Below are 22,640 nucleotides of genomic sequence, written 5' to 3'. Positions count from 1 at the left end.
AGACAACGGCGGCAAGAGTCACCCCCTCAACGGATGTTTTCGAACCTGGAGAAGTCTTCATGATGCAACGCCGATTCACCCTCAAAGCCCTGACGGTCGCCACCGCCCTGGGCGCTTTTGGTCTTTCCGCCCACGCTGCCGACACGATCAAGGTCGGTGTGCTGCACAGCCTGTCGGGCACGATGGCGATTTCGGAAACCGTGCTGAAAGACGTGGCCCTGATGGCCATCGACGAGATCAACGCCAAGGGTGGCGTGATGGGCAAGAAGCTGGAGCCCGTGGTGGTCGACCCCGCTTCCAACTGGCCGCTGTTCGCTGAAAAAGCCAAGCAGCTGATCGACCAGGACAAGGTCGCCGCGGTGTTTGGCTGCTGGACCTCGGTCTCGCGCAAGTCGGTGCTGCCGGTGTTTGAAGAAAAGAACAACCTGTTGTTCTACCCCGTGCAATACGAAGGCGAAGAGCTGTCCAAGAACGTGTTCTACACCGGTGCCGCCCCCAACCAGCAGGCCATTCCCGCGGTCGAATACCTGATGAGCAAAGACGGCGGCTCGGCCAAGCGCTGGGTGCTGCTGGGCACCGACTACGTGTACCCCCGCACGACCAACAAGATCCTGCGCGCCTTCCTGAAAGCCAAGGGCGTGAAGGAAGAAGACATCATGGAGGAGTACACGCCCTTCGGTCACTCCGACTACCAGACCATCATTGCGAACATCAAGAAGTTCGCCGCCGCCGGCAAGAAGACGGCCGTGGTCTCCACCATCAACGGCGATTCCAACGTGCCGTTCTACAAGGAACTGGGCAACGCCGGCCTGTCGGCCAAAGACGTGCCGGTGGTCGCTTTCTCGGTGGGTGAAGAAGAGCTGCGCGGCGTGGACACCAAGCCGCTGGTGGGCCACCTGGCCGCCTGGAACTACTTCATGAGCGTGAAGAACCCGACCAACGCCGAGTTCACCAAGAAGTGGGCCGCCTACGCCAAGGCCAAGAACATTGCCGGCCACAAAGACAAGCCGCTGACCAATGACCCGATGGAAGCCACCTACATCGGCATCAACATGTGGGCACAGGCGGTCGAGAAGGCCAAGAGCACCGACACCGACAAGGTCATCGCCGCCATGGCCGGCCAGACCTTCAAGGCGCCGGGCGGCTTCACGTCCACCATGGACAAGGAAAACCACCACCTGCACAAGCCGGTGTTCATCGGTGAAGTGAAGGCCGACGGCCAGTTCAACGTGGTCTGGAAGACGCCGGGCCCGGTGGTCGCGGACCCGTGGAGCGACTACATCGCCGAAAACAAGGGCAAGAAGAACGTGCCCATGATGAAGTAAACCGGGGCTCCGGCCCTGGAGGGGCCGGGTGCGCGGGCGCCGCCGTGTGGCGGTGTCTGCTGCAAGCCGGCCCCTGGTTTTTCCGTTGTTTCCCCCGAGTCTTTCTGCCCCTTGTGCAGCCAACCGAGAAAGACGGACCCATGCGTCCTTGCCCCCATTTTTCTGGCCGATTGCTGCACAGCGCCCTTCGCCTGCTGGCGGTGGGCTGCCTGGCGGCCAGCGGCCTGGCCTATGCGCTCACCCCCGCCGATGCCCAGGTGCTCGCCACCGGCGAGAGCGACGAGCGCATCGCCACCCTGAACCGGCTGGCCGTGGCGACGGACGACAAGGCCGCCGCCACCCTGATCCAGGCCATGGCCGACGAGGCCGTGCGCGTGCAGGGCACGCAGGTGCTGATCGTGCGCGATGAAACGGCGGTGGACGCCGTGACCGGTGAGGCCGTGGCGCTGACCGACGAAGCGCAGGACGTGACCATCAACAACCGCATGCGCGGCGCGCTCGAGACCGCGCTCGCCGGCATGCAGCTGGTGGACGGCGACCCCGAGCGCCAGCGCGAAGCGGCGCTGAGCCTGCAACGCGGCAGCTTTGACGAACCCGATGTGGCGCAGTTGCCGCTGATCGAACGCGCGCTGGCCGCCGATCTCGACCCCCAGGCCCGACAGACGCTGGAACTGGCGCAGGCCGCCGTGCTGCTGGCCAGCGAGGACGAAGCGCAGCGCCTCGCCGCGGCGCAGAAGCTGGGTGAGACGCGCAAACCCGAGGTGCGCCCGCTGTTGCTGCAACGGCTGGAAAGCGAAACCAGCGATGCCGTCAAAAGCGCCCTGCAATCGTCGCTGGACGCGCTGGACCGCACGCTCGCCATCGGCAGCGCGCTGGCGCAGGCCTTCACCGGTATCAGCCTGGGCAGCATCCTGCTGCTGGCCGCGCTCGGCCTGGCGATCACATACGGGCTCATGGGCGTGATCAACATGGCCCACGGCGAGCTGATCATGATCGGCGCCTACGCCACCTGGGGCGTGCAGGCGCTGTTCCGCAATTACCTGCCGGGCGCGTTCGACTGGTACCTGCTGGCCGCGCTGCCCGTGGCCTTCATGGCCTCGGCCCTGGTCGGCGCGGCGATGGAGCGCACCGTGATCCGCTTCCTCTACGGCCGCCCGCTGGAGACGCTGCTCGCCACCTGGGGCATTTCACTGGTGCTGATGCAGGGCGTGCGCAGCCTGTTCGGCGCGCAGAACGTGGGCGTTGAAAACCCGAGCTGGATGAGCGGCGGCGTCACCCTGCTGGGCAACCTGAACCTGCCCTGGAACCGCATCGTCATCATCGGCTTCGCGGCGGCCGTGTTGATCGGCGTGACGCTGCTGATCACCCGCACGCGGCTTGGCCTGTTCGTGCGCGGCGTGACGCAGAACCGGCCCATCGCATCGTGCATGGGCGTGAACACCGCACGCATCGACACCTACGCGTTCGCGCTCGGTTCGGGCATCGCGGGGCTGGCGGGCTGTGCGCTGAGCCAGATCGGCAACGTCGGGCCCGACCTGGGGCAGAACTACATCGTGGACTCGTTCATGGTGGTGGTGCTCGGCGGCGTGGGCCAGCTCGCCGGCACGGTGTACGCCGCGCTGGGCCTGGGCCTGCTCAACAAGTTCATCGAAGGCTGGGCGGGCGCCGTGCTGGCCAAGATCGCGGTGCTGGTGTTCATCATCGTCTTCATCCAGAAGCGGCCGCAAGGGATCTTTGCCATGAAGGGCCGGAGTGCCGAAGCATGACCAACATGACCACACCCCCCGTTCCTGCGTCCGTGACGCTGCCGCACGCCGGCCCGCTGCTCACCCGCACCGGCTGGAGCACTTTCATCGTGGCGCTGCTGGTGGTCTGCGCCGTGGCGCCGCTGCTCAACCTGTTCGTGCCCGAAGGCAGCGCGTTCCACCTGAGCGACTACATGGTGGGCCTGCTGGGCAAGATCATGTGTTACGCCATCTGCGCGCTGGCCATGGACCTGATCTGGGGCTACACCGGCATCCTGAGCCTGGGCCATGGCCTGTTCTTTGCGCTCGGTGGCTACGTGATGGGCATGTACCTCATGCGCCAGATCGGCACCGATGGCAACTACAAGAGCGAGCTGCCCGACTTCATGGTCTTCCTGGACTGGAAGGAACTGCCCTGGCACTGGGCGCTCTCCGACAGCTTCATTGCCACGCTGCTGCTGATCGTGCTGGTGCCGGGCCTGGTGGCCTTCGTGTTCGGCTACTTCGCCTTCCGCTCGCGCATCAAGGGCGTGTATTTCTCCATCATCACGCAGGCCCTCACCTTCGCCGCGCTGCTGCTGTTCTTCCGCAACGAAACCGGCCTTGGCGGCAACAACGGCTTCACCGACTTCAAGCGCATCCTGGGCATGCCGTTGGCCACGCAGAACATGCGCATGACGCTGTTCGTGCTCACCGGTGTCACGCTGCTGGGCTTCTTTCTGTGGGCGCGCTGGCTGGTCAACAGCAAGTTCGGCCGCGTGCTGCAGGCGGTGCGCGACGCCGAGAGCCGCGTCATGTTCTGCGGCTACAACCCGCTGCCCTACAAGCTCACGATCTGGACGATTTCGGCCGTGATGTGCGGCGTCGCCGGCGCCTTGTACGTGCCGCAGGTCGGCATCATCAACCCCGGTGAAATGAGCACCGCCGCCAGCATCGAGATCGCGGTCTGGGCCGCGGTGGGCGGCCGCGCCACGCTGGTCGGGCCCATCATCGGCGCCTTCATCGTCAACGGCGCCAAGAGCTGGCTGACCGTGACTTTTCCCGAGTTCTGGCTCTACTTCCTGGGCGCGCTGTTCATCGCGGTCACGCTGTGGATGCCGCAGGGTGTGGTGGGTCTGGTGAAGAAAATCCGTGGAGCGAGAGCATGACGCCCGACCTGATGGAAGAAGGCGCGCAGCGCTACGAGAAACTGCAGACCGCGGGCGTCCTGGGCCGGACCGAATCGGGTGGCCGCGCCGCGGCTTACGGCCGCATCCACACGCCCGGCGAAGTGGACACCACGCACGGCCGCATCCTCTACCTGGAAGACGTGCACGTGAGCTTCGACGGATTCAAGGCCATCAACGGCCTGAGCCTGGACATCGCGCCCGGCGAGCTGCGCTGCATCATCGGCCCCAACGGCGCGGGCAAGACCACGATGATGGACATCATCACCGGCAAGACGCGGCCCGACAGCGGCCACGTGTTCTTCGGCAGCACCATCGACCTGCTGCGCTACCGCGAGCCGGAGATCGCCGCGCTGGGCATCGGCCGCAAGTTCCAGAAGCCCACGGTGTTCGAACAGCTCAGCGTGTACGAGAACCTGGAGCTGGCGCTGGCGACCGACAAGCGCGTGCGCCACAGCATGGTGTTCCGCCCCACCGGCGAAGAGAAGGACCGCCTGGGCGAGGTGCTGACCACCATCCACCTGGCCGACAGCGCGGCGCGTCTGGCGGGCAACCTGAGCCATGGGCAGAAGCAGTGGCTGGAGATCGGCATGCTGCTGATGCAGGACCCGAAGCTGCTGTTGCTGGATGAGCCTGTGGCGGGCATGACCGATGAAGAGACCGAGCGCACGGCGCAACTGTTCCTCACCTTGAAAGGCAAACATTCGCTGATGGTGGTGGAGCACGACATGAGCTTCATCCGGACCATCTCGGAGAAGGTCACGGTCTTGTGTGACGGGTCGGTGCTGGCGGAGGGAACGCTGGATGAGGTGCAGGCGGATGAACGGGTGATCGAGGTCTATCTGGGCCGTTGAGGCATACACGGAGCACACCATGAGCCTGCTAGAAGTCAAACAAGTCAACCAGTACTACGGCGGCAGCCACATCCTGCGCAACGTCAACCTCACCGCCGAACTCGGCAAGGTGACCGTCGTGCTCGGCCGCAACGGCGTGGGCAAGACCACGCTGCTGAAATCGCTCATGGGCCTGGTGCCCATTAAGAGCGGCAGCATCACGCTCGACGGCGTGGCCATCGACAAAGCCACGCCCTACGAACGCGCCCGCATGGGCGTGGGTTTCGTGCCGCAGGGGCGCGAGATCTTCGGCCGTCTCACGGTGCAGGAAAACCTGCAGATGGGCCTGGCCTACAAGAGCGGCGGCACACCGATCCCGGCCGAACTGTTCGAGCTGTTTCCCGTGCTCAAGCAGATGCTGGGTCGAAGGGGCGGCGACCTCTCGGGCGGGCAGCAGCAGCAACTGGCCATCGCGCGTGCGCTGGCCGCCGGGCCGAAGCTGCTGATCCTGGACGAACCCACCGAAGGCATCCAGCCCAACATCATCAAGGACATCGGCAAGGTGATCCGCATGCTGGCCGACCGCGGCAACATGGGCATCGTGCTGGTGGAGCAGTACTACGACTTCGCCGAAGAACTGGCCGACCAGTACGTGGTGATGGAACGCGGCGAAGTCATCGCCAGCGGTCCTGGCAGCGAGATGCAGGCCAAGGGCATTCGCCAGCTCGTTGCGATCTGATGGCCGAAGCTCGGCCGGCGCGCGTGCCTGACCAAGTGGGCGCCGAGGAACCGGCTTCGCCGGGCCGCTGCTGTTGCCTCTTGAGGGGCTGAGCGGCTACACGAAGTGAGCCGCGATGGGGGTGGTCATGTCTACCCGGTGGCATTGACTTTCGCCAGCAGACCTTCGGTTTTCTGCGGCGGCTTGTAGCCCGCCGGCAGCGACATGCCGCCCGCCGCCCGGCCCGTGGCCGCCTGTTCGCCCAGTCCCGCGTGGATGTCGGTCGTGCGGTAGCGCTCACGCAGCATCTGGGCCCGCTGCTTGAGCTCAGCATGGTCCGCGATGCGGCCTTCGTAGCGCAGCAGCACCAGATGGGCCGACTCGATGAGTTTGGCGTTCAGCGTGCGCTCGCCATCGGCCAGCAGGTGTTGCACCGCGCTTTGCGGGTCGCCCTTGAGGCTGAGTGACATGGCTTCTTCGGTGAGCTTGAGGATGTCCCCGTGGGCGGCCCGGATGCGGTTGATGAAATCTGTCCGCCCGGTGGCCGCGCAGGCCAGCAATTCGGTGAGCGCGCGGCTGGTACAGAACCGCAGGCCCATGGTGTCCACCGCGGCATCCACTTCGTAGAGCTGGATCGAGCTGTTCGCCAGCCGGGTCATGAGGGCGAGCAGGTTGCTGGCGGACTCGAAATCGAACCCGGGTTCGAGGATGGTCTTGGCCATGCGCCGGACTTCATCGAGTGCGCGGGCGGTCTGGTATTCCTGGATGGCCACCAGGGCCTGTGCGACGTCGAGCAGGCGGGGGATCCGGGGCTTGTCCGGGTTGCGGTCCCGCAGGTGTTCCAGATGTTCGACGCAGCGCAGCAGGCGCCGCTGGTCGTTGTCGTCCAGGCGCGCAAAGGCGAGCAACACCAGGGCCTGCGGGTCGAACAGCTTGGAGTCCAGGCCGATGCGGGTGGCCCTGTCGAGCAGCTCGATGCCCTCCTCGCGCTCACCGGCGTACCAGGCCATCATGCCGTGCTTGAGCAGGCGGTTGACCGACGAGGGCGTCAGCTTGGTGGACATCTTGAACGTGGCCAGCGCGTTCTGGAAATTGCCGAGCTCGAATTGCGCGCGCCCCATGACGTCGTAGGCATCGGTGTAGCCCGGGTCGGTCTCGATCAGGCTCTCCAGGGTGGTGGTGGCGCGTTGCGGGTAGCCGGCTTCGAGCTGCGCGCGCGCCACGCCGAGCTTGGCCCAGGGCAGGGTCTTGGCCGCGACCACGGCTTCGTAGAGTTGCTGGGCCTCGCTCAGGTGGCCGCTGCGCAGCATGAGTTCGGCACCAATGCGCGCGGCATACAGCCAGAAGGGTTTGCGCGAGTCAAACCGCTGCTTGCAAAGCTGACCCGCCAGTTCGAAGTCTTCGGCCTCGATCGCGGTGAAGATGTCCTTGAGCGCCATCTTGCGCTTGCGCGCCTGGTAGATGCGTTTGACCAGGCCCATGGCGGTGTGGGGTTTGAGCAGGTAGGCGTCGAGCGCCGACTCGGCCGCCTCGGCGACCTTGCTGTAGGACGACTCCGACGTCACCATCACGAACACGGTGAAGAAGGGCAGCAGCTGGTTGCGCCGCAGGTCGTCGAGCAGGTCCTGGCCCGTCAACTCCTCGCGCTCGAAATAGTGCTCGCAGATCACGACGTCGAAAGTGCCCATCTCCAGCTTGGTGCGGGCATCCACCAGCCTGGAGCATTGCACGATGGTGCCGACGCCGAACTCCTTGAGTTGCGACAGCAGGATCGAGCGCGAGCGCGGATTGCCGTCAATGACCAGGGCACGCGCATCGTGGAGATCGGTGTGGTGGGCGGACATGAACGGAGGGCTGGCGTGGATGGACATGTGCGGACGAGGTCTTGGTGCATTTTGCCCAGCCTCGGGCACGCGCAATCGCCGGAATTGCCCGGCCATGCGGGTGCTTTTCTCAGACCCGCCAGATGCGAGGCGGGGTGCCGTCCAGGCCCCAGGCGAGTGGACGCAGGGCGGCCCAGACCTGCTGCAAGGCCGCCATCAGGGGCTCCACCAGGGGTGCCACGGCGCGCACCACCAGCAGCTGCGGGTTGGGGCAGGTGGCGCCGGCCTGCACGCCCGCGGGTGCGGTGTCGAGCATGGCGCGCACCCCGTCAAGCAGTTGCTCGCGGCGCTCGCGGCTGAACGGCGTGCCGCTGGCCAGCCACAGGGTGCCCAGGCAGCGCTGACCGCCCAGGCCCAGCGGCGATTCGAGCAGGCGGGTGTCGGCCGCGTCGATGCGGGCCTGTTCCAGCCAGAGGCCGGGGATCTCCAGCCGCTGGTTGAAGCTGCCCTGGTCAAACGCCTGGCCGGCGGTGGGCAGGCCGAGCGCCGTGACATCCCAGGCCAGCAGTTCGGCACCTTCGGCGAGCGTGGCGCTCAGGCTGTTGCGGGCCTGGCAGCCGGGGTAGGCGATGGCTTCCAGCGGCAGCCATTCGAGCCGGGCACCAGCGTCCAGCACGAGGTTCACCTGCTGTGTGGTGGGCAGGCCGTCGGAGGCGTAGAAGCGCGTGGCGCCCGGTGTGCTGATGAGGCCGTGGGCGCCGCGGCCCACGTGCACCCGCACATCCAGTACATCGCCACCCACGAGCCCACCGGGCGGGTGGATGATGACGTTGTGGCAGATCGCGTCGCCCTCGGGGTAGAGGCTCTTGAAGATGCGCAGCGGGCCGTTGTGTTCGTGGCGCAGAACGGTGCGCTGGGCGTCAAGGCGGTAGTCGAGCAAGAGTTGGGCGTGCCAGGGCATAGCGTGAGTTTAGGTTCACGGCGGTGCCCTGGGGGGCTTCCCCGCTTCTTGTTGGTGTGATGGGCCGTACCGTCAAGGCTCGGGATGACTTGGGCTCTGTGACTCTATGATTTCCAGAAGTCTCGGTGCGGCGCCAGCAGCTCGGCCTCCAGTTCGGCGACCGGACCGATCACTTCGATGGCCTTCTGCCCGCGCGCGATGACCTCGCGGCAGGGGAGCGACAGCGTGGGGTTTTCTGCGTGGCCGCCGGTGAGCTCGAGCAGGGTTTCCTCGCTGGCGCCGTAGACGATGCGTCCGATGTTGGCCCAGTAAGCGGTGCCGGTGCACATGGCGCAGGGCTCGAAGGTGGTCACCAGCGTGCAGCGCGCGAGGTATTCCCCTGGCCAGTTGTCCGCCGCCGTGCGAGCGAGTGTGGACTCGGCGTGGTTCACGGTGTCGATGTTGCCCTGCTCGGCCAGCACCGTCTCGCCATCCGGTGCGACCAGCAAGGCTCCGAAAGGGTGGCGGCCTATGATGGCCGCACGCAGCGCCACCTCGTTGGCGCGCCGCAGATGACGTAAAACTTGATCTTGGTTCATGTAGTGACCCAACTCGGCGGAGGGAGGGGCAGTTTGCCAGGACACCGCGGAACCGGCTTTGCCGGGCCGCCAGTGTCGCCCCCTGGGGGGTGGCGCCGCAGGCGACGCGGGGGGGAGCCTATTCAGCCCGCCTGTGCGCCCAGCCCGTGGTGTGTTTTTCGACGAAGCTGAACAGCTCGTACATGGCCATCGCCATCGCGCCCACCACCAGCAGGCCGCTGAAGGCCAGACCCATCTGCATCGAGCTGCCGGCCGAGATCAGCAGGTAGCCGATGCCTTCGTTCGATGCCGTCATTTCCGACACCGTGGTGCCCACAAAGGCCAGCGTGATCGCGACCTTGAGCGAGCCGAAGAAATAGGGCATGGAGCGCGGCAGACCGACCTTGGTGAGCACGTCCCAGCGCTTCGCGCCCAGCACGCGCAACACGTCTTCCAGCTCGGGCTCCAGCGTGGCCAGGCCGGTGGCGATGTTGACCATGATGGGGAAGAAGCTGATCAGGAAGGCGGTCAGGATGGCCGGGCCGACGCCGATGCCGAACCAGACCACGAGGATGGGCACGAAGGCCGCCTTGGGCAGGGCGTTGAAGGCCGTCATCAGCGGGTACACCGCCGCGTAGGCCAGGCGCGAGCTGCCGATCAGGAAGCCCAGCAGCACACCGACCACGATGGCGATGCCGAAGCCAGCCATCGTCACCCAGTAGGTGCGCCAGGCGTGGCCCAGGATGGTGACCTTGTGTTCCAGCGTCTGCTCCCAGATGCGCGAGGGGCTGGGGAAGATGAATTCCGAGACGCCGAAGCCGCTGGTGATCACTTCCCAGATCACGATGATGGCGATCAGCAGCAGAAAGGGCGACCAGCGTTCGACTTGTTTTTTGTTCATGGTGTGCTTCTCACTGGTTGATCACGGTTCCGGCCTTGCGCATCGCCCCGATGTGGCCCCGCAACTCGTGGACGATGTTGGTGAACTGCGGCGTGTAGGTCACCTCCAGATCGCGCGTGCGCGGGATGTCGATCTCGCGCTGCACGACGAAGCGGCCCGGGCTCTTGCTCATGCAGTACACCGTGTCGGCGAGGAACACACTTTCGCGCAGGTCGTGCGTGACCAGGATGACATTGAAGCGTTGCGCCTCCCACAGGTCGCGCAGCGTGCACCAGAGTTCTTCGCGTGTGAAGGCGTCGAGCGCGCCGAAGGGTTCGTCAAGCAGCAGCATCTTGGGCTCGTGGATCAGGGCGCGGCAGATGCTGGCGCGTTGCTGCATGCCGCCCGAGAGCTCCCAGGGAAACTTCTTCTCCATGCCACCCAGGCCCACGGATTCCAGCAGCTTCCGGGCGCGCTCTTCGAATTCCTTGCGCCGGTCCTTGAACTGGCTGCGGAAAGGCTCGACGATCTCCAGCGGCAGCAGCACGTTGTCGAGCGTGGTGCGCCAGGGCAGCAGCGAGGGTGCCTGGAAAGCCATGCCCGATATCTTGAGCGGACCGGTGACCGGCTGGCCGTCGATCAGGATCTTGCCCATGCTGGGCATCTTCAGCCCGGTGGTGAGCTTCATGAAGGTGGACTTGCCGCAGCCCGAAGGCCCGACGATGGCGATGAACTCGCCCTTCTTCACTTTGAGGTTGATGTCTTCGACCGCGAAGATGTTCTTGGCCAGCAGGTCGTCGTTGTAGGCGAGCCAGACCTGGTCGAAATCGACAAAGGGTTTGTCGGCGGTGGAGGCGTTGGACATGCGGGTTTCCGAAAAAAAGGCCAGCCGCTCCGCAGAGTGTCTGGCCCAGGTCCTGGTCTGGAAAGGGCTTATTTTTTGGCCGGCGGCAGCACGTTGAGTTCGGCGGCGCTGGGCAGCAGGCTGCCGTTCCACACCGCCTTGGGATCGACGCGGGTCTTGGTGCCATAGGCATCCGACACCTGCGAGGCCATCAGAGAAAGCCGGCCGGGGTTGACCTGGCCGAAGCCTTCCTTGCGCGCGTCGGGGCTGGCCAGCACCGAGTCCACCGCCAGCTGCAGGCGGCGCGTTTCCAGCGCCACGTTGATGATGCCGTCGCGTTCCTTCACGGTGCCGATGGTGCCGGCCGGGCTGGCCATGACTTCCTTGGCGCCTTTGGCGAACGCGGTCAGGAAGGCCTTGATGGCGGCCGGGTTCTCCTTGATCAGCTTGGGGCTGGCGATGATGGCGTTGCCGTAGAGCTTCACGCCATGGTCGGCGTAGGGCAGGATCACCACGTCTTCGGCCTTCACGCCGCGCGCTTCGAGGTTGAGCAGCGAGGTGAACGAGAAGCCGGTGATGGCGTCGATGTCACCACGCACCAGCATCGTTTCGCGCAGCGGCGGGTCCATCGAGGTCCAGGCCACGTTGCTCACGGCGTTGGCTTTCTGGAAGATCGGGAAGCCCTTGCGGCCCGCGTCGAACACCGGGGCGCCGAGCTTCTTGCCGTTCAGGTCGGCGGGTTTGGTGATGCCGCTCTTCTTGAGCGCCAGCACGGCGGCGGGCGTGTTGTTGTAGACCATCATCACGGCCACCGGCTTGTTGGGGGCGTCCGGGTTGTTGGCGTGGAACTCCATCAGCGCGGCCATGTCGGCGAAGCCCATGTCGTAGGTGCCCGAGGCCACGCGGGTGACGGTGCCACCGGAGCCGTTGCCCGAGTCGATCGTCACGTCGAGGCCGGCGGCCTTGAAATAGCCCTTGGCGGCGGGTTGCAGGAACAGCGCGGCCGGGCCTTCGAAGCGCCAGTCGAGCTGGAACTTGAGGGCGGTCTGGGCCTGGGCCGAGCCGAAAGCGGCCCAGGTGGCGAGGGCGGCGGCGGTCTGGATGAAGTGGCGCTTGTTCATGTTTTCTCCGTTGGGGGGATGCGTTGAGGGCATGGGCCGGCAGCCCGTGCACGCCAGTCATCGAGCAAAAACGATGCCAGCAGCGGTCGACAGGGGCGGGCGCACACAAAATGTGTATACACATTCTTGGTCGCGAGGCGCCGCGCGTCATCCTGACTAACCCTGAAACGGTGCATGTGGACGCGTGCATGCACCAAAACAAGATGTGCATGCGCACAAAAAAGGCCCCGAAGGGCCTTGCTCAATGGGCGTCCGCGTGTTTCGCCGCTTCGATCGCCGCCGAGGCGTCGCCCCGACCGCCGTTGAAATACAGGTTCAGCGCCACCGCCGAGATCGAGGCCAGCAGGATGCCGGACTCGATCAGCGGGTGGATCGTGTGCGGCATCCACTGCTTGAAGTTGGGGGCGATCAGCGGGATCATGCCGACGCCGATGGAGATGGCGACGATGAAAAGGTTGTTGCGGTTGCTCTTGTAGTCCACGCCCGCCAGGATGCGGATGCCGGTGGTGGCGACCATGCCGAACATCACGAGACCCGCACCACCCAGCACGAAGGTCGGCAGCGATTCCACCAGCGCCGCCATCTTGGGCAGCAGGCCGAGCACGATCAGGATCACGCCGCCGGCCACGCAGACGAAGCGGCTCTTGACGCCGGTCACGCCGACCAGGCCCACGTTCTGCGAGAAGCTGGTGTACGGGAAGGTGTTGAAGATGCCGCCGATGAGGGTGCCCAGGCCGTCGGTGCGCAGGCCGGCGGTCAGCATTTTCTGGTCGATCTTCTTGCCGGTCAGGTCGCCCAGCGCGAGGAACATGCCGGTGGACTCGATCATCACGACGATCATCACCAGGCTCATGGTCAGGATCAGGACGGGGTCGAACACCGGCGCGGCGATTTCGAACGGCAGCACGATGTCGAACCAGTGGGCCTTGGCCACTTTCTCGAACGTCATTAGGCCGGCAGCGGTGGCGATCACGCCGCCGATGACGATGCCGAGCAGCACCGAAATGTTGGCGACGAAGCCCCGGGCGAATCTGGCGATCAGCAGGATGGCCGCTAGCACGATGGCTGCGATGCCGATGTGCGGGAGCTGCGCGTATTTGGGGTTGGGCACGCTGCCCACGATGGCCAGGCCCTGCGGCACCGCGGGCACGGCGCCGGTGGCTGACGCCTGCTTCACACCCTCCAGCCAGGCCAGGTGTTCAGGACTGGGAATGCTCGGCGCCGTGGGGCCGAAGGGGTTGCCGAAGATCCAGTTGATGCCGACGCGCATGAGGCTGATGCCGATCACCGCGATGATGGTGCCGGTGACCACCGGCGGGAAGAAGCGCAGCATGCGGCTGACGATGGGCGCGATCAGGATCGAGACCACGCCCGCGCCGATGATGGAGCCAAAGATGAGGCCCGCGCCCTGCGTGCCCGGGTTGCTGTTGGCCATGGCCACCATGGGAGCGACCGAAGCGAAAGTCACACCCATCATCACCGGGAGCTTGATGCCGAACCACTGGGTGGCGCCGAGCGACTGGATCAGCGTCACCAGGCCGCAGCAGAACAGGTCGGCCGAGATCAGCATCGCGACCTGCTCCGGGCTGAGCTTGAGCGCACGGCCCACGATCAGTGGCACCGCCACCGCGCCGGCGTACATCACCAGCACGTGCTGCAGGCCGAGCGCGGCCAGCTTGCCGGCGGGCAGGCGTTCGTCAACCGGATGGACCGTGGTTGTCATGGGGGAGCTCCTTGTGCTGGGTGGGGATGGGCGGGACGGGTGGGACGCATCAGATGACACGGGGCATGGCATCCGAACATCGCATGCAAAACTGTATACAAATTATGTGTACATCGATATGGGCGTCGAATAGGGAAAACCCTTGCAATTGGCGTGCCGGTCGAACTGGAAGGCCTGCTGTAGCAATGCGCAGACACCTGTGATGTCAATAACCGTTCATGCCTCTATACTGACCGTTCGTCAGTAAGGGCCCCGCGAACACCAAGAGCGATGCCGAGTCCGGTTCGATCAATGGTCTGCGTGTGGGCCCCTGGTGTTATCGCAACCGTTTTCTTCCAGCTGTTCTTCGTGCCCCCATTGCCCAGAAACGACAACGCTCCATCGCAGCGATTCAGGGTCGACATCCACGAGCCCCTCTGGCGCCCGGGTCAGGTCCTGAGGAACGCGGCATTTCTGCCCTTGCCGCTGCCGGACAACCGGTACGCGTCCTGGCGCGAGTTCCGCATCTTTGTCGATTTTTTCCGGCGGGGCGGTCACACGAACGCGGACATGACCGGCATCTTTTCGCCCAAGTTCCAGCTCAAGTCGAACATCAACGGGCAACAGTTCATCGACTTCGCCCAATCGCATGCCGAAGCCGATGTGTGCTTCATCAACGTCTTTCCGACCATCCCCTATTACTCCTACAACGTCTGGATGCAGGGCGAGTCGACGCATCCTGGTCTGTTGCAGCGCGCGCAGGCGCTTCTGGCGGCGTCGGGTATCGATTGGGATCTGTCGGCCACGCCGCGACACAACGGGGCCAACCTGTGCTACGGCAACTTCTGGGTCGGCACGCCCGCGTTCTGGCAGGCGTACGTGGGCGGGGTGCTGGACCCGATCGCGCGTTTTCTCGAAACCAACCCGGATGCTCCCGAAGCCAGGGCCGTGTTTGATGCGGCGCCCCACACGGTCGAGGCGCCCTTTCTTCCCTTCATCACGGAGCGGCTTTTCTCCACCTTTCTGTCCTTGCATCCCGCGCTCAGGGTGGTTCCTTTTCACGACGCTGGCAGAGATCCCTTGCGCCATTGCACGACGGAGTTCCGCAGGGAAGTGGTCTGCCACATGCGGTCCCGGGTTGACCAGGCGGATGCCTCGAACAGCTTTACCCTGGAACTGATTCAGGAACAGGCGCTGTTTTCACGGCTTGCAGCGCTGTACCACAGCGTTCATTTCCAGCTGCACCGCCATCCGCATCTGTTGCCTGAGGAGGTGCCACTGATCCGTCCAGGTCGGATCCCGTCCTGAACCCATGAGCCACTTCTTCATCAAGAGAACCAACCGGCGAGACCTTGCCAACCCGAACCCATGAGCAGGCTTCCCACCGTCGGCGTTGCCGCCATCTTCAAGAACGAGAGACCCTATGTCGTCGAATGGCTTGCCCATCATCGCCTGCTGGGCGTCGATCGTTTTTTCATCGCCGACAACGACAGCGATGACGGGACCGCCGAGCTGCTGCAATCGTTGGCTGTCTGCGGTTTCCTGACCTGTCACCACTTTCCCAACCCGGTCGGCGCCGGGCCCCAGTTGTCGGCCTACAGGATGCTGCTGCGCGAACACGGCCATGAGGTGGACTGGCTGGCTTTCATCGACGCCGATGAATTCATCTGGCCCATGGGTGAAGAGCGTTCGTTGCCCGCCTTTGTGCAGGGTTTGGCCCAGCGACATCCCGACATGGGCGCGCTGGTGCTCAATTGGGCTGCCTATGGGTCAAGCGGACAGCTGCACCAGAGGCCGGAACTGGTCGTTGAACGATTTACCTGGCATGCACAGCAGGACCACTTCGCCAACGCGCCCATCAAATCGATTTTGCGTCCGAGCGAATTTGCGGAGTTCACCTGTTCCCACAATGCGCTTCTCAAGCCGGGATGCCGCCACCTCCACGCGGATGGCGGCCCCAGACAACCCCACCCGGACTACGCCGATATTCCGGAAAAACGCTACATCCGAAGTGAGCGCGTTTGCTGGGAAGGGTTCCGCATCAACCACTATGTGGTCAAGTCTTACCAGGAGTTCGATCAACGCAAGCGGAGCAAAGGCCGGGCATTTGTCCCCCGCATCCTGAGCCAGAGCTATTTTCTCTGGCATGAAAACGATGAGGTCCAGACACTTCCCGACCCGGCTTATCTGGAGCGGTTGCACGCCGAGATCGATCGTATCGAAGCGGCGTTGGACAAGGCAGGATGGTCAGACCCGCCAGCCGGGGTATCTGGTCACCACCGTCTCCCCCTGGGGGGGCGCGTGGGCGTTGTCGAACGCTCCAGGCAGGGCGTGCTGATCCGGGGCTGGTGCCATGCATGGCGGGGCCACCAGATCGGGAAGCTGGTGGCCGTCATCAATGGGCAAATCCATGCCGTTCAGCGATTCGAGCCCGCGCCATTGCTTGATGCGCACAAACCAGATCCGCAGCTCAAAGGGCCGCAGCGATACCTGAGTCCCCAGGCACCCGAAGGCTCGGGTTTCCAGGCCTTCGTTCCACTCGATCCCGAAGTGGTCGTCGACACATTCGACATTGTCGGTGTGACCGAAGAAGGCCTCATGACCGAGCCGCTTGAGCGAGACCTGCCGGTCGGCTAGATCAGGCGAAGAGTTCTGCGATCTGCTCCGGTGACCCCTGCCATTGAAGTCGGGGCATCGGGTGCCTGACGTATCGGGTGTCGGATGGCGGAGGCAGGAGATTGACGTCCGGCCGTTGTTGCGGGTCGAACATGCCCGCCACCGGAATGTGAATGGTGTGTGCCTCCGAAAGCCAGGCACCCAGCCAGGAAAAGGAGCTGATGGCCAAGGCGATGTGTGACGACCCCATGAGCGTGAGGAAGTCCTCTTTCGGGGTCCTCGTGCCGGTGAACACCGCGTTGGGGAATCGGCGGTGCAAGGCTGCCTCATAAGCCTTGTGGCTGCCGGCTTCACCGACAAACACGGGCTTCAGACCGGTTTCCTTGATCAGCTTTTCATAGTAGGAAAGCGGCAGCGGCCGGTAGTCCGGGTGCACGCCTTTGTACATGTGGTCGGCCCCATAGGGGCCACCATAGCCCTGGGAAACCAGGTCAGGGTAGGGTCCGTTGAAGACGTCACCGGCGCGGATGTTGATGACCAGGAACTCCGGCCCGAATCCGGTACCCGCACCCGCCTTCATGTTGAGCAGGTGCTTGCAGAAGGCGCGGTCGTAGTATTCGAGGCGCATGGCAAAGCCACGGAACGTCGCTCCCGTGTAGCCGCCATCGCGCAGCGTTGCGGCAAGGCGGGCGATGTCGAACTCGTGCATGCCTTCGATGCAGAAGAGGCTGCCGTGTTCGGCATCCCTGGCGCCGATTTCAATGCCCAGGTCCGGAATGTAGACGTCTGCGACGCAGTGATTGCCTGAGCGCCTGGCCAGCTCCGCACAGAAGAAATACTGGAAAAGCCGATTGCCGGCACGACCCTTGTGCCTGACGATGAGCGGCTTTTTCATGCGCGGTTTCCGATGCTGTCAGGCCTTGTGGCTTGCAGCGGCCAGTGCCGTCATGTTGAGCACGCGGCGCACCGTGGCCGCGGGCGTGAGGATGTAGGCCGTGGCTGCCGCGCCCATGAGCACCGGGCCGACGGTGACGCCGCCGCTGGTGGTGGTCTTGAGCACGTTGTAGAGGATGTTGGCCGAATCCAGGTTGGGACAGATCAGCAGGTTGGCCGAACCGGTGAGCGTGGTCTGCGCGTCGTAGCTGCGGCGGATTTCTTCCTGCAGTGCGGCGTCGCCGTGCAGTTCACCATCGCATTCGATCCCGGGGTGCTGCGCCACGAAGAGGTCGCGCGCGGCGCGCATCTTCTTGGCCGAGGCCCGCTTGCTGGAACCAAAGCTCGAATGCGAAAGGAAGGCGACCTTGGGCGGGATGCCGAAGCGCTGCACCTGCTGCGTGGCCATCCAGGCGATCTCGGCCAGCTGTTCGGCGCTCGGGTCTTCGTTGACGTAGGTGTCGGAAATGAAGATCGGGCCGCGCTCGGTCATGAGGGCGTTGACGGCGGCGTAGTTGCTCACGCCGGGCTGCTTGCCCAGGATCGCGTCGATGCGCTCCAGGTGGGTGTTGTAGCTGCCCACCAGGCCGCAGATGAGGGCGTCCGCATCGCCCAGCGAAACCATCAGCGAGCCGATGATGGTGTTGGAGCGGCGCACGGCGGCCTTGGCCACCTCGGGCGTGGCACCGTTGCGCGCCATGAGCTTGTGGTAGTGCTCCCAGTACTGGCGGAAACGCGGGTCGTCTTCGGGGTTGGTGTTCTGCACGTCCACCCCCAGGCGCATGCGCAGGCCGGCTTTTTCGATGCGCGCGGCGATCACGGCCGGGCGCCCGATCAGGATCGGCACCGCAAGGTGGTCGTCGATGGCCATCTGGGCAGCACGCAGTGCGCGTTCGTCTTCGCCGTCGGCAAAGGCCACGCGTTTCCGGTTGTCGGGCAGGGCCTTGGCCGCGTTGAAGATCGGCCGCATGAGGATGCCGGTCTGGTAGACGAAGCGACCCAGGCTCTCCTTGTAGGCCTCCATGTCGGCGATGGGCCGCGTGGCAACGCCGGAGTCGGCCGCGGCCTGGGCCACGGCGGGTGCGATCTTGAGGATCAGGCGCGTATCAAAGGCTTTGGGGATGATGTAGTCGGGGCCGAACACCAGCTCCTGCCCGGCGTAGGCGGCGGCCACCTCGTCGCTGATCTCGCTCTTGGTCAGGTCCGCGATCTGGCGCACGCAGGCCATCTTCATCTCTTCCGTGATCTTGGTCGCTCCACAATCGAGCGCACCGCGGAAGATGTAGGGGAAACACAGCACGTTGTTGACCTGGTTCGGGTAGTCCGAACGGCCGGTGGCGATGATGCAGTCGGGCCGCGCGGCCTTGGCCACTTCGGGGCGGATTTCGGGCTCCGGGTTGGCCAGCGCCAGGATGATGGGCTGCGTGCCCATGCTTTTCACCATGTCGGCGTCCACCACACCCGCGGCGGAGCAGCCCAGGAACACGTCGGCGCCGTTCATGGCGTCGGCCAGCGTGCGGGCGGACGAGGTGCGGCAGTAACGCTGCTTGGACTCGTCGAGCTTGCCGGCGAGCGCGTCGGCGCGCTCGGTCTGGATCACGCCCTTGGAATCGCAGACGAGGATGTTCTCGATGTTCACACCGAGGTTGACCATCAGGTCCAGGCAGGCGATGGCGGCGGCGCCGGCGCCCGACACCGCCATCTTCACCTGGCCGATGTCTTTGCCAACGAGTTCAAGCCCGTTGATCAGAGCCGAACTGGAGATGATGGCCGTGCCGTGCTGGTCGTCGTGGAAGACCGGGATCTTCATGCGCTCGCGCAGCTTCTTCTCGATGTAGAAGCACTCGGGCGCCTTGATGTCCTCGAGATTGACGCCGCCCAGCGTGGGCTCCAGCGCGGCGATGATGTCGACCAGCTTGTCCGGGTCGCGTTCGGCGAGTTCGATGTCGAACACGTCGATGCCGGCGAACTTCTTGAACAGGCAGCCCTTGCCTTCCATCACCGGCTTGCTCGCCAGCGGGCCGATGTCGCCCAGGCCCAGCACGGCGGTGCCGTTGGTGATGACGCCGACCAGGTTGCCGCGCGCGGTGTACTCGGAAGCCAGGGACGGGTCGGCCTCGATGGCCAGGCAGGGGTAGGCGACGCCGGGTGAATACGCCAGCGACAGGTCGCGCTGGTTGGACAGCGGTTTGGTCGGCTGGACAGAAATCTTGCCCTTGCCGGGCGAGCGGTGGTATTCGAACGCGGCGTCGCGCAGGGCTTGTTCAGCGGGGGTCATGTTGTCTCCAGAATCGGGCCGCCCGGCGTGGGCGGGCGGTCATTGTGGCACGCAGGCGGCCAGCCATCTGCTGGGACATTCCACAGGTGGCTCAGGCGGCCTGCAGCACATCCAGCAGGGTGCGGGCGACCACCTTGGTGGCGCGCCGCAGGTCTTCGAGCAGCAGGTTCTCGTCGGCGCGTTTGGCGTTCGACTCGCGCACTGTGCGCGGGCCGGCGCCGTAGATCACGCCCGGGATGCCGTGTTCGCCGTAGATGCGCACGTCGGTGTAGAGCGGTGTGCCGACGGCGGGAATGGGCTCGCCGAAGACGGCCTGGCCGTGTTTCTGGATCGCTTCGACCAGCGGCTGGTTGCCGGGCAGGGGTTTGAGCGCACGCGCCAGCAGGATGCGTTTCACGTCCACGCTGATGGTGCGTCCGCCGCGTGGCGGGCTGTAGCTGGCGGCGGCCGCCTCGATGGTGCGGCGCAGGGCCGCTTCCACCTCGGCCGGGTCTTCTTCGGGGATCATGCGGCGGTCCACCTTGAGCACCACCTTGCCGGGGATCACGTTGGTGTTGGTGCCGCCGCTGATCTGGCCCACGTTGAGGTACGGGTGGGTGATGCCTTCGACGGCCGATGTGACTTTCAGGTAGTCGGCGTTGAGTGCGTAGAGCGCGTTGAGGATGTGCACCGCGCCCTGCAGCGCGTCGGTGCCGCTGTCGGGAATGGCGGCGTGCGCCATGTCGCCGTGCACCGTCACCTCCAGCTGCAGGCAGCCGTTGTGCGCCACCACCACCTGGTAGCTGAAGCCGGCGGCGATCATCAGGTCGGGTTTCGTCAGACCGTTCTTGAGCAACCAGTCCGGGCCGACTTCGCCGCCGTATTCCTCGTCATACGTCACGTGCAGTTCGATACCGCCTTTGAGTGGGGCGCCGAGCGATTCGAGCGCGCGTATGGCGAAAGTGAAGTTGGCGATGTCGCACTTGCTCACCGCGGTGGCGCGACCGTAGATCCTGCCGTCCACGATCTCGCCGCCGTAGGGGTCGTGCGTCCAGCCCTCGCCGGGCGGCACCACGTCGCCGTGCGCGTTGAGCGCGATGGTCTTGCCACCATCGCCAAAGCGGCGGCGCACGATCAGGTTGGTGATGGTCTCCAGGCCGGCGGCCTTCACCTCGTCTTCGGGCACGGCGTGCTTTTCGGCGGTCAGGCCCATGGCGGCCAGCAGCTCGGCCGTGCGTTCGGCGTGCGGCGCGTTGTTGCCGGGCGGTGTGTCGGTGGGCACGCGCACGAGCTCCTGAAGAAACTCCACTTCTTCGTCGAAGTGGGCGTCGATCCAGGCGTCGAGTTGCTGTTGTGGTGTGGTCATGGGGTGTTCAGTTGGGGTGTTCGGCGGCGAGTTGTTCAAGCAGGTGCGCGAAGGCGCGCACGCAGAGGTCCATGTCGTCACTGGTGGTGGATTCGAGCGGGTTGTGGCTGATGCCGCTGTTGAGACCGCGCACGAACAGCATGGCTTGTGGCATCACTTCGTGCAGCTTCATGGCGTCGTGGCCGGCGCCGCTGGGCAAACGGTGCAGCGGCACGCCGAGCGCGTTCACAGCCGCTTCCCAACGCGCCTGCCAGGCGGGAGCGCTGGGCGCGGCGGCGGCGCGCATGGTTTCTTCCCGCGTGTGGCGCACACCGCGGCGCGCGCAGATGGCTTGCAGCTGCGCCAGGACATCGGTTTCCAGCGCATCGCGCTGCGCATCGCTGGGCGCGCGCAGGTCGAGGCTGAAGCTGCAGCGGCCCGGCACCACGTTGATGGAGCCATTGGGCACCTGCAGCATGCCGATGGTGGCCACCGAGTCGCCGTCGGTCGCGGCGCGTTGCTCGGCGTAGAGCGCGAGCTCGGCCACGGCGCAGGCGGCGTCGCGGCGGCGGTCCATGGGCGTGGTGCCGGCGTGGCTGGCCATGCCGATCACTTCGCCCAGGTAGCGCACGCTGGCGTTGATGGAGGTGACGACGCCCAGCGGCAGGTCGAGCTCGTTGAGCACAGGGCCCTGTTCGATGTGCACTTCGACAAAGCCGAGGTATTTCGATGGGTCGCGTTGCAGCGCTGTGATGGCTTCCAGCGTTGCGGGCAGGCCGGCGTTTTGCATGGCCGCGCGCATGGTGATGCCATCGGCATCCTGCTGGTCCAGCCAGGCCGGGTTGAAATGGCCGGTGAGCGCACCCGAGCCCAGGAAAGTGGCTTTGTAGCGCTGGCCTTCTTCTTCGGCAAAACCCACCACCTCGATGGCGAACGGCAGGCGCTGGCCTGCCTGCTTCAACTGCTGAACACAGGCCATGGGCACGAAGATGCCGAGCCGCCCGTCGTATCGGCCGCCGTTGCGCACGGTGTCGTAGTGGCTGCCTGTGAGCAAGGCGGGCGCATCGGGCGTGTTGCCGTGGTATCGGCCCACCACGTTGCCCACCACGTCGATGTGCGCTTCGTCAAACCCCAGCGCAAGCATCTGCCGCTGCAGCTGCGCTGCGCAGGTGCGGTGCGCATCGGTCAGGTAGGTCACGGTGAGCTGGCCGAGTTCGGCGTAGCCCGGGTCGGTGTGGCGCGCAAGGTCTTCGTGCCAGTCCCACACCGCGTTGCCCAGCACCGGATCGAAGCCGAACTTGTCGTTCAGGCGGATCTCGGCGATGCGGTGGATGTTGCGCAGGCATTCGGCGCGCTCGAAGTCCACCGGGTTGTGCAGGCGGCGCTCGAAGGTGGCGATGATCTCCGCCTTGCTGAGGCCGGTGCCACGCGGGCCGCGCACCGCCAGGATGAACGGGAAACCGTGCTTTGCGTTGTAGTCGGCGTTGAGCCGCTGGATGTGCGCGAATTCTTCGGGCGTGCAGTTCGTCAGGCCCGCTTTCGACTGCTCGTTGGTGGACTCGGCCGTCAGTGTTTTGCTGACCATCGCCTTGCCCGCGAGCTCGGGGTGGGCGCGGATCAGGGCGAGCTGTGGCTCGACGCCGGCTTCATTGAGCACGCGCACCATGGCGTGTTTCAGTGCGGCGAGCGAGGCGAACGGACGTTGTTTCAGCGCGGCCTCGACGATCCAGGGCGAGTGTTCGTACAGGCCGTCGAGCATCAGCGCGGCCTCTGCCAGCGGTGCGGCGTTGAGTTGGTCCAGGGTGATGGGCATG

General features: G+C 65.2%; 18 protein-coding genes. 7 read left to right on the top strand and 11 right to left on the bottom strand.

Translation table 11 applies throughout. The annotated features are described in order from the left end of the window. Positions 1-62: 62 nt before the first annotated feature. From urtA to urtE, 5 genes are all read left to right on the top strand, one after another. On the top strand, positions 63-1,325 hold the full coding sequence (urtA, locus tag ACN5W5_RS10110; protein WP_420048737.1) for an urea ABC transporter substrate-binding protein: 1,263 nt from the start codon (positions 63-65) through the stop codon (positions 1,323-1,325). A gap of 140 nt (positions 1,326-1,465) precedes the next feature. Beyond that, positions 1,466-3,091 (top strand): urea ABC transporter permease subunit UrtB, encoded by a 1,626-nt coding sequence (gene urtB, locus ACN5W5_RS10105; RefSeq protein ID WP_420048409.1) that lies wholly within the window; start codon positions 1,466-1,468, stop codon positions 3,089-3,091. A 5-nt stretch (positions 3,092-3,096) separates the two neighbouring features. Beyond that, entirely contained in the window at positions 3,097-4,218 is a 1,122-nt protein-coding gene (urtC, locus tag ACN5W5_RS10100; RefSeq protein ID WP_420048408.1) for an urea ABC transporter permease subunit UrtC, read from the top strand. Next, positions 4,215-5,090 (top strand): urea ABC transporter ATP-binding protein UrtD, encoded by an 876-nt coding sequence (urtD, locus tag ACN5W5_RS10095; protein WP_420048407.1) that lies wholly within the window; start codon positions 4,215-4,217, stop codon positions 5,088-5,090. The genes urtC and urtD overlap by 4 nt, the downstream gene beginning before the upstream one ends. A 25-nt stretch (positions 5,091-5,115) precedes the next feature. After that, positions 5,116-5,808: an urea ABC transporter ATP-binding subunit UrtE gene (gene urtE, locus ACN5W5_RS10090; protein WP_420048736.1), complete on the top strand. Its 693-nt coding sequence runs from the start codon at positions 5,116-5,118 to the stop codon at positions 5,806-5,808. Positions 5,809-5,939: 131 nt separating this feature from the next. On the opposite strand, the gene ACN5W5_RS10085 is transcribed toward urtE, so the two are convergent. The 7 genes from ACN5W5_RS10085 to ACN5W5_RS10055 form a co-directional block, all read right to left on the bottom strand. Next, positions 5,940-7,658: a response regulator gene (locus ACN5W5_RS10085; protein ID WP_420048406.1), complete on the bottom strand. Its 1,719-nt coding sequence runs from the start codon at positions 7,656-7,658 to the stop codon at positions 5,940-5,942. An 82-nt stretch (positions 7,659-7,740) separates the two neighbouring features. Beyond that, complete coding sequence (locus ACN5W5_RS10080) at positions 7,741-8,571, bottom strand: urease accessory protein UreD (protein WP_420048405.1); 831 nt, start codon at positions 8,569-8,571, stop codon at positions 7,741-7,743. Positions 8,572-8,675: 104 nt separating this feature from the next. Next, complete coding sequence (locus ACN5W5_RS10075) at positions 8,676-9,149, bottom strand: nucleoside deaminase (protein ID WP_420048404.1); 474 nt, start codon at positions 9,147-9,149, stop codon at positions 8,676-8,678. 118 nt (positions 9,150-9,267) lie between these two features. Continuing rightward, positions 9,268-10,029: an ABC transporter permease gene (locus ACN5W5_RS10070; protein ID WP_177136246.1), complete on the bottom strand. Its 762-nt coding sequence runs from the start codon at positions 10,027-10,029 to the stop codon at positions 9,268-9,270. A 10-nt stretch (positions 10,030-10,039) separates the two neighbouring features. Beyond that, positions 10,040-10,873: an ABC transporter ATP-binding protein gene (locus ACN5W5_RS10065; RefSeq protein WP_420048403.1), complete on the bottom strand. Its 834-nt coding sequence runs from the start codon at positions 10,871-10,873 to the stop codon at positions 10,040-10,042. A gap of 68 nt (positions 10,874-10,941) precedes the next feature. Further along, positions 10,942-11,973, bottom strand: coding sequence for an ABC transporter substrate-binding protein (locus ACN5W5_RS10060; protein ID WP_420048402.1), 1,032 nt, complete (start codon positions 11,971-11,973; stop codon positions 10,942-10,944). Between the two features lie 241 nt (positions 11,974-12,214). Next, a complete protein-coding gene (locus ACN5W5_RS10055) occupies positions 12,215-13,696 on the bottom strand; it encodes a nucleobase:cation symporter-2 family protein (protein WP_420048401.1) in 1,482 nt (493 codons plus the stop codon). A gap of 549 nt (positions 13,697-14,245) precedes the next feature. On the opposite strand from ACN5W5_RS10055, the gene ACN5W5_RS10050 reads away from it, so the two are divergent. Continuing rightward, a complete protein-coding gene (locus tag ACN5W5_RS10050) occupies positions 14,246-14,983 on the top strand; it encodes a hypothetical protein (RefSeq protein ID WP_420048400.1) in 738 nt (245 codons plus the stop codon). 60 nt (positions 14,984-15,043) lie between these two features. Next, positions 15,044-16,312 (top strand): glycosyltransferase family 2 protein, encoded by a 1,269-nt coding sequence (locus ACN5W5_RS10045; RefSeq protein ID WP_420048399.1) that lies wholly within the window; start codon positions 15,044-15,046, stop codon positions 16,310-16,312. Between the two features lies 1 nt (position 16,313). Here the strand turns inward: ACN5W5_RS10045 and ACN5W5_RS10040 are convergent, their stop codons facing one another. From ACN5W5_RS10040 to uraD, 4 genes are all read right to left on the bottom strand, one after another. Then, entirely contained in the window at positions 16,314-17,186 is an 873-nt protein-coding gene (locus ACN5W5_RS10040) for a hypothetical protein (RefSeq protein ID WP_420048398.1), read from the bottom strand. 18 nt (positions 17,187-17,204) lie between these two features. Then, on the bottom strand, positions 17,205-19,502 hold the full coding sequence (locus tag ACN5W5_RS10035; RefSeq protein WP_420048397.1) for an NADP-dependent malic enzyme: 2,298 nt from the start codon (positions 19,500-19,502) through the stop codon (positions 17,205-17,207). Positions 19,503-19,593: 91 nt separating this feature from the next. Continuing rightward, on the bottom strand, positions 19,594-20,847 hold the full coding sequence (locus ACN5W5_RS10030) for a M20 family metallopeptidase (protein WP_420048396.1): 1,254 nt from the start codon (positions 20,845-20,847) through the stop codon (positions 19,594-19,596). Between the two features lie 7 nt (positions 20,848-20,854). After that, complete coding sequence (uraD, locus tag ACN5W5_RS10025) at positions 20,855-22,639, bottom strand: 2-oxo-4-hydroxy-4-carboxy-5-ureidoimidazoline decarboxylase (protein WP_420048395.1); 1,785 nt, start codon at positions 22,637-22,639, stop codon at positions 20,855-20,857. Between the last annotated feature and the right edge of the window lies 1 nt (position 22,640).

Origin of the sequence: Hydrogenophaga sp. ZJX-1, from assembly GCF_048590325.1 — a bacterium.
In the GTDB taxonomy this organism is placed as follows: domain Bacteria; phylum Pseudomonadota; class Gammaproteobacteria; order Burkholderiales; family Burkholderiaceae_C; genus Hydrogenophaga.
The sequence above is the reverse complement of the archived record's forward strand: the minus strand, read 5'-3'. Positions and strand labels throughout refer to the sequence as shown.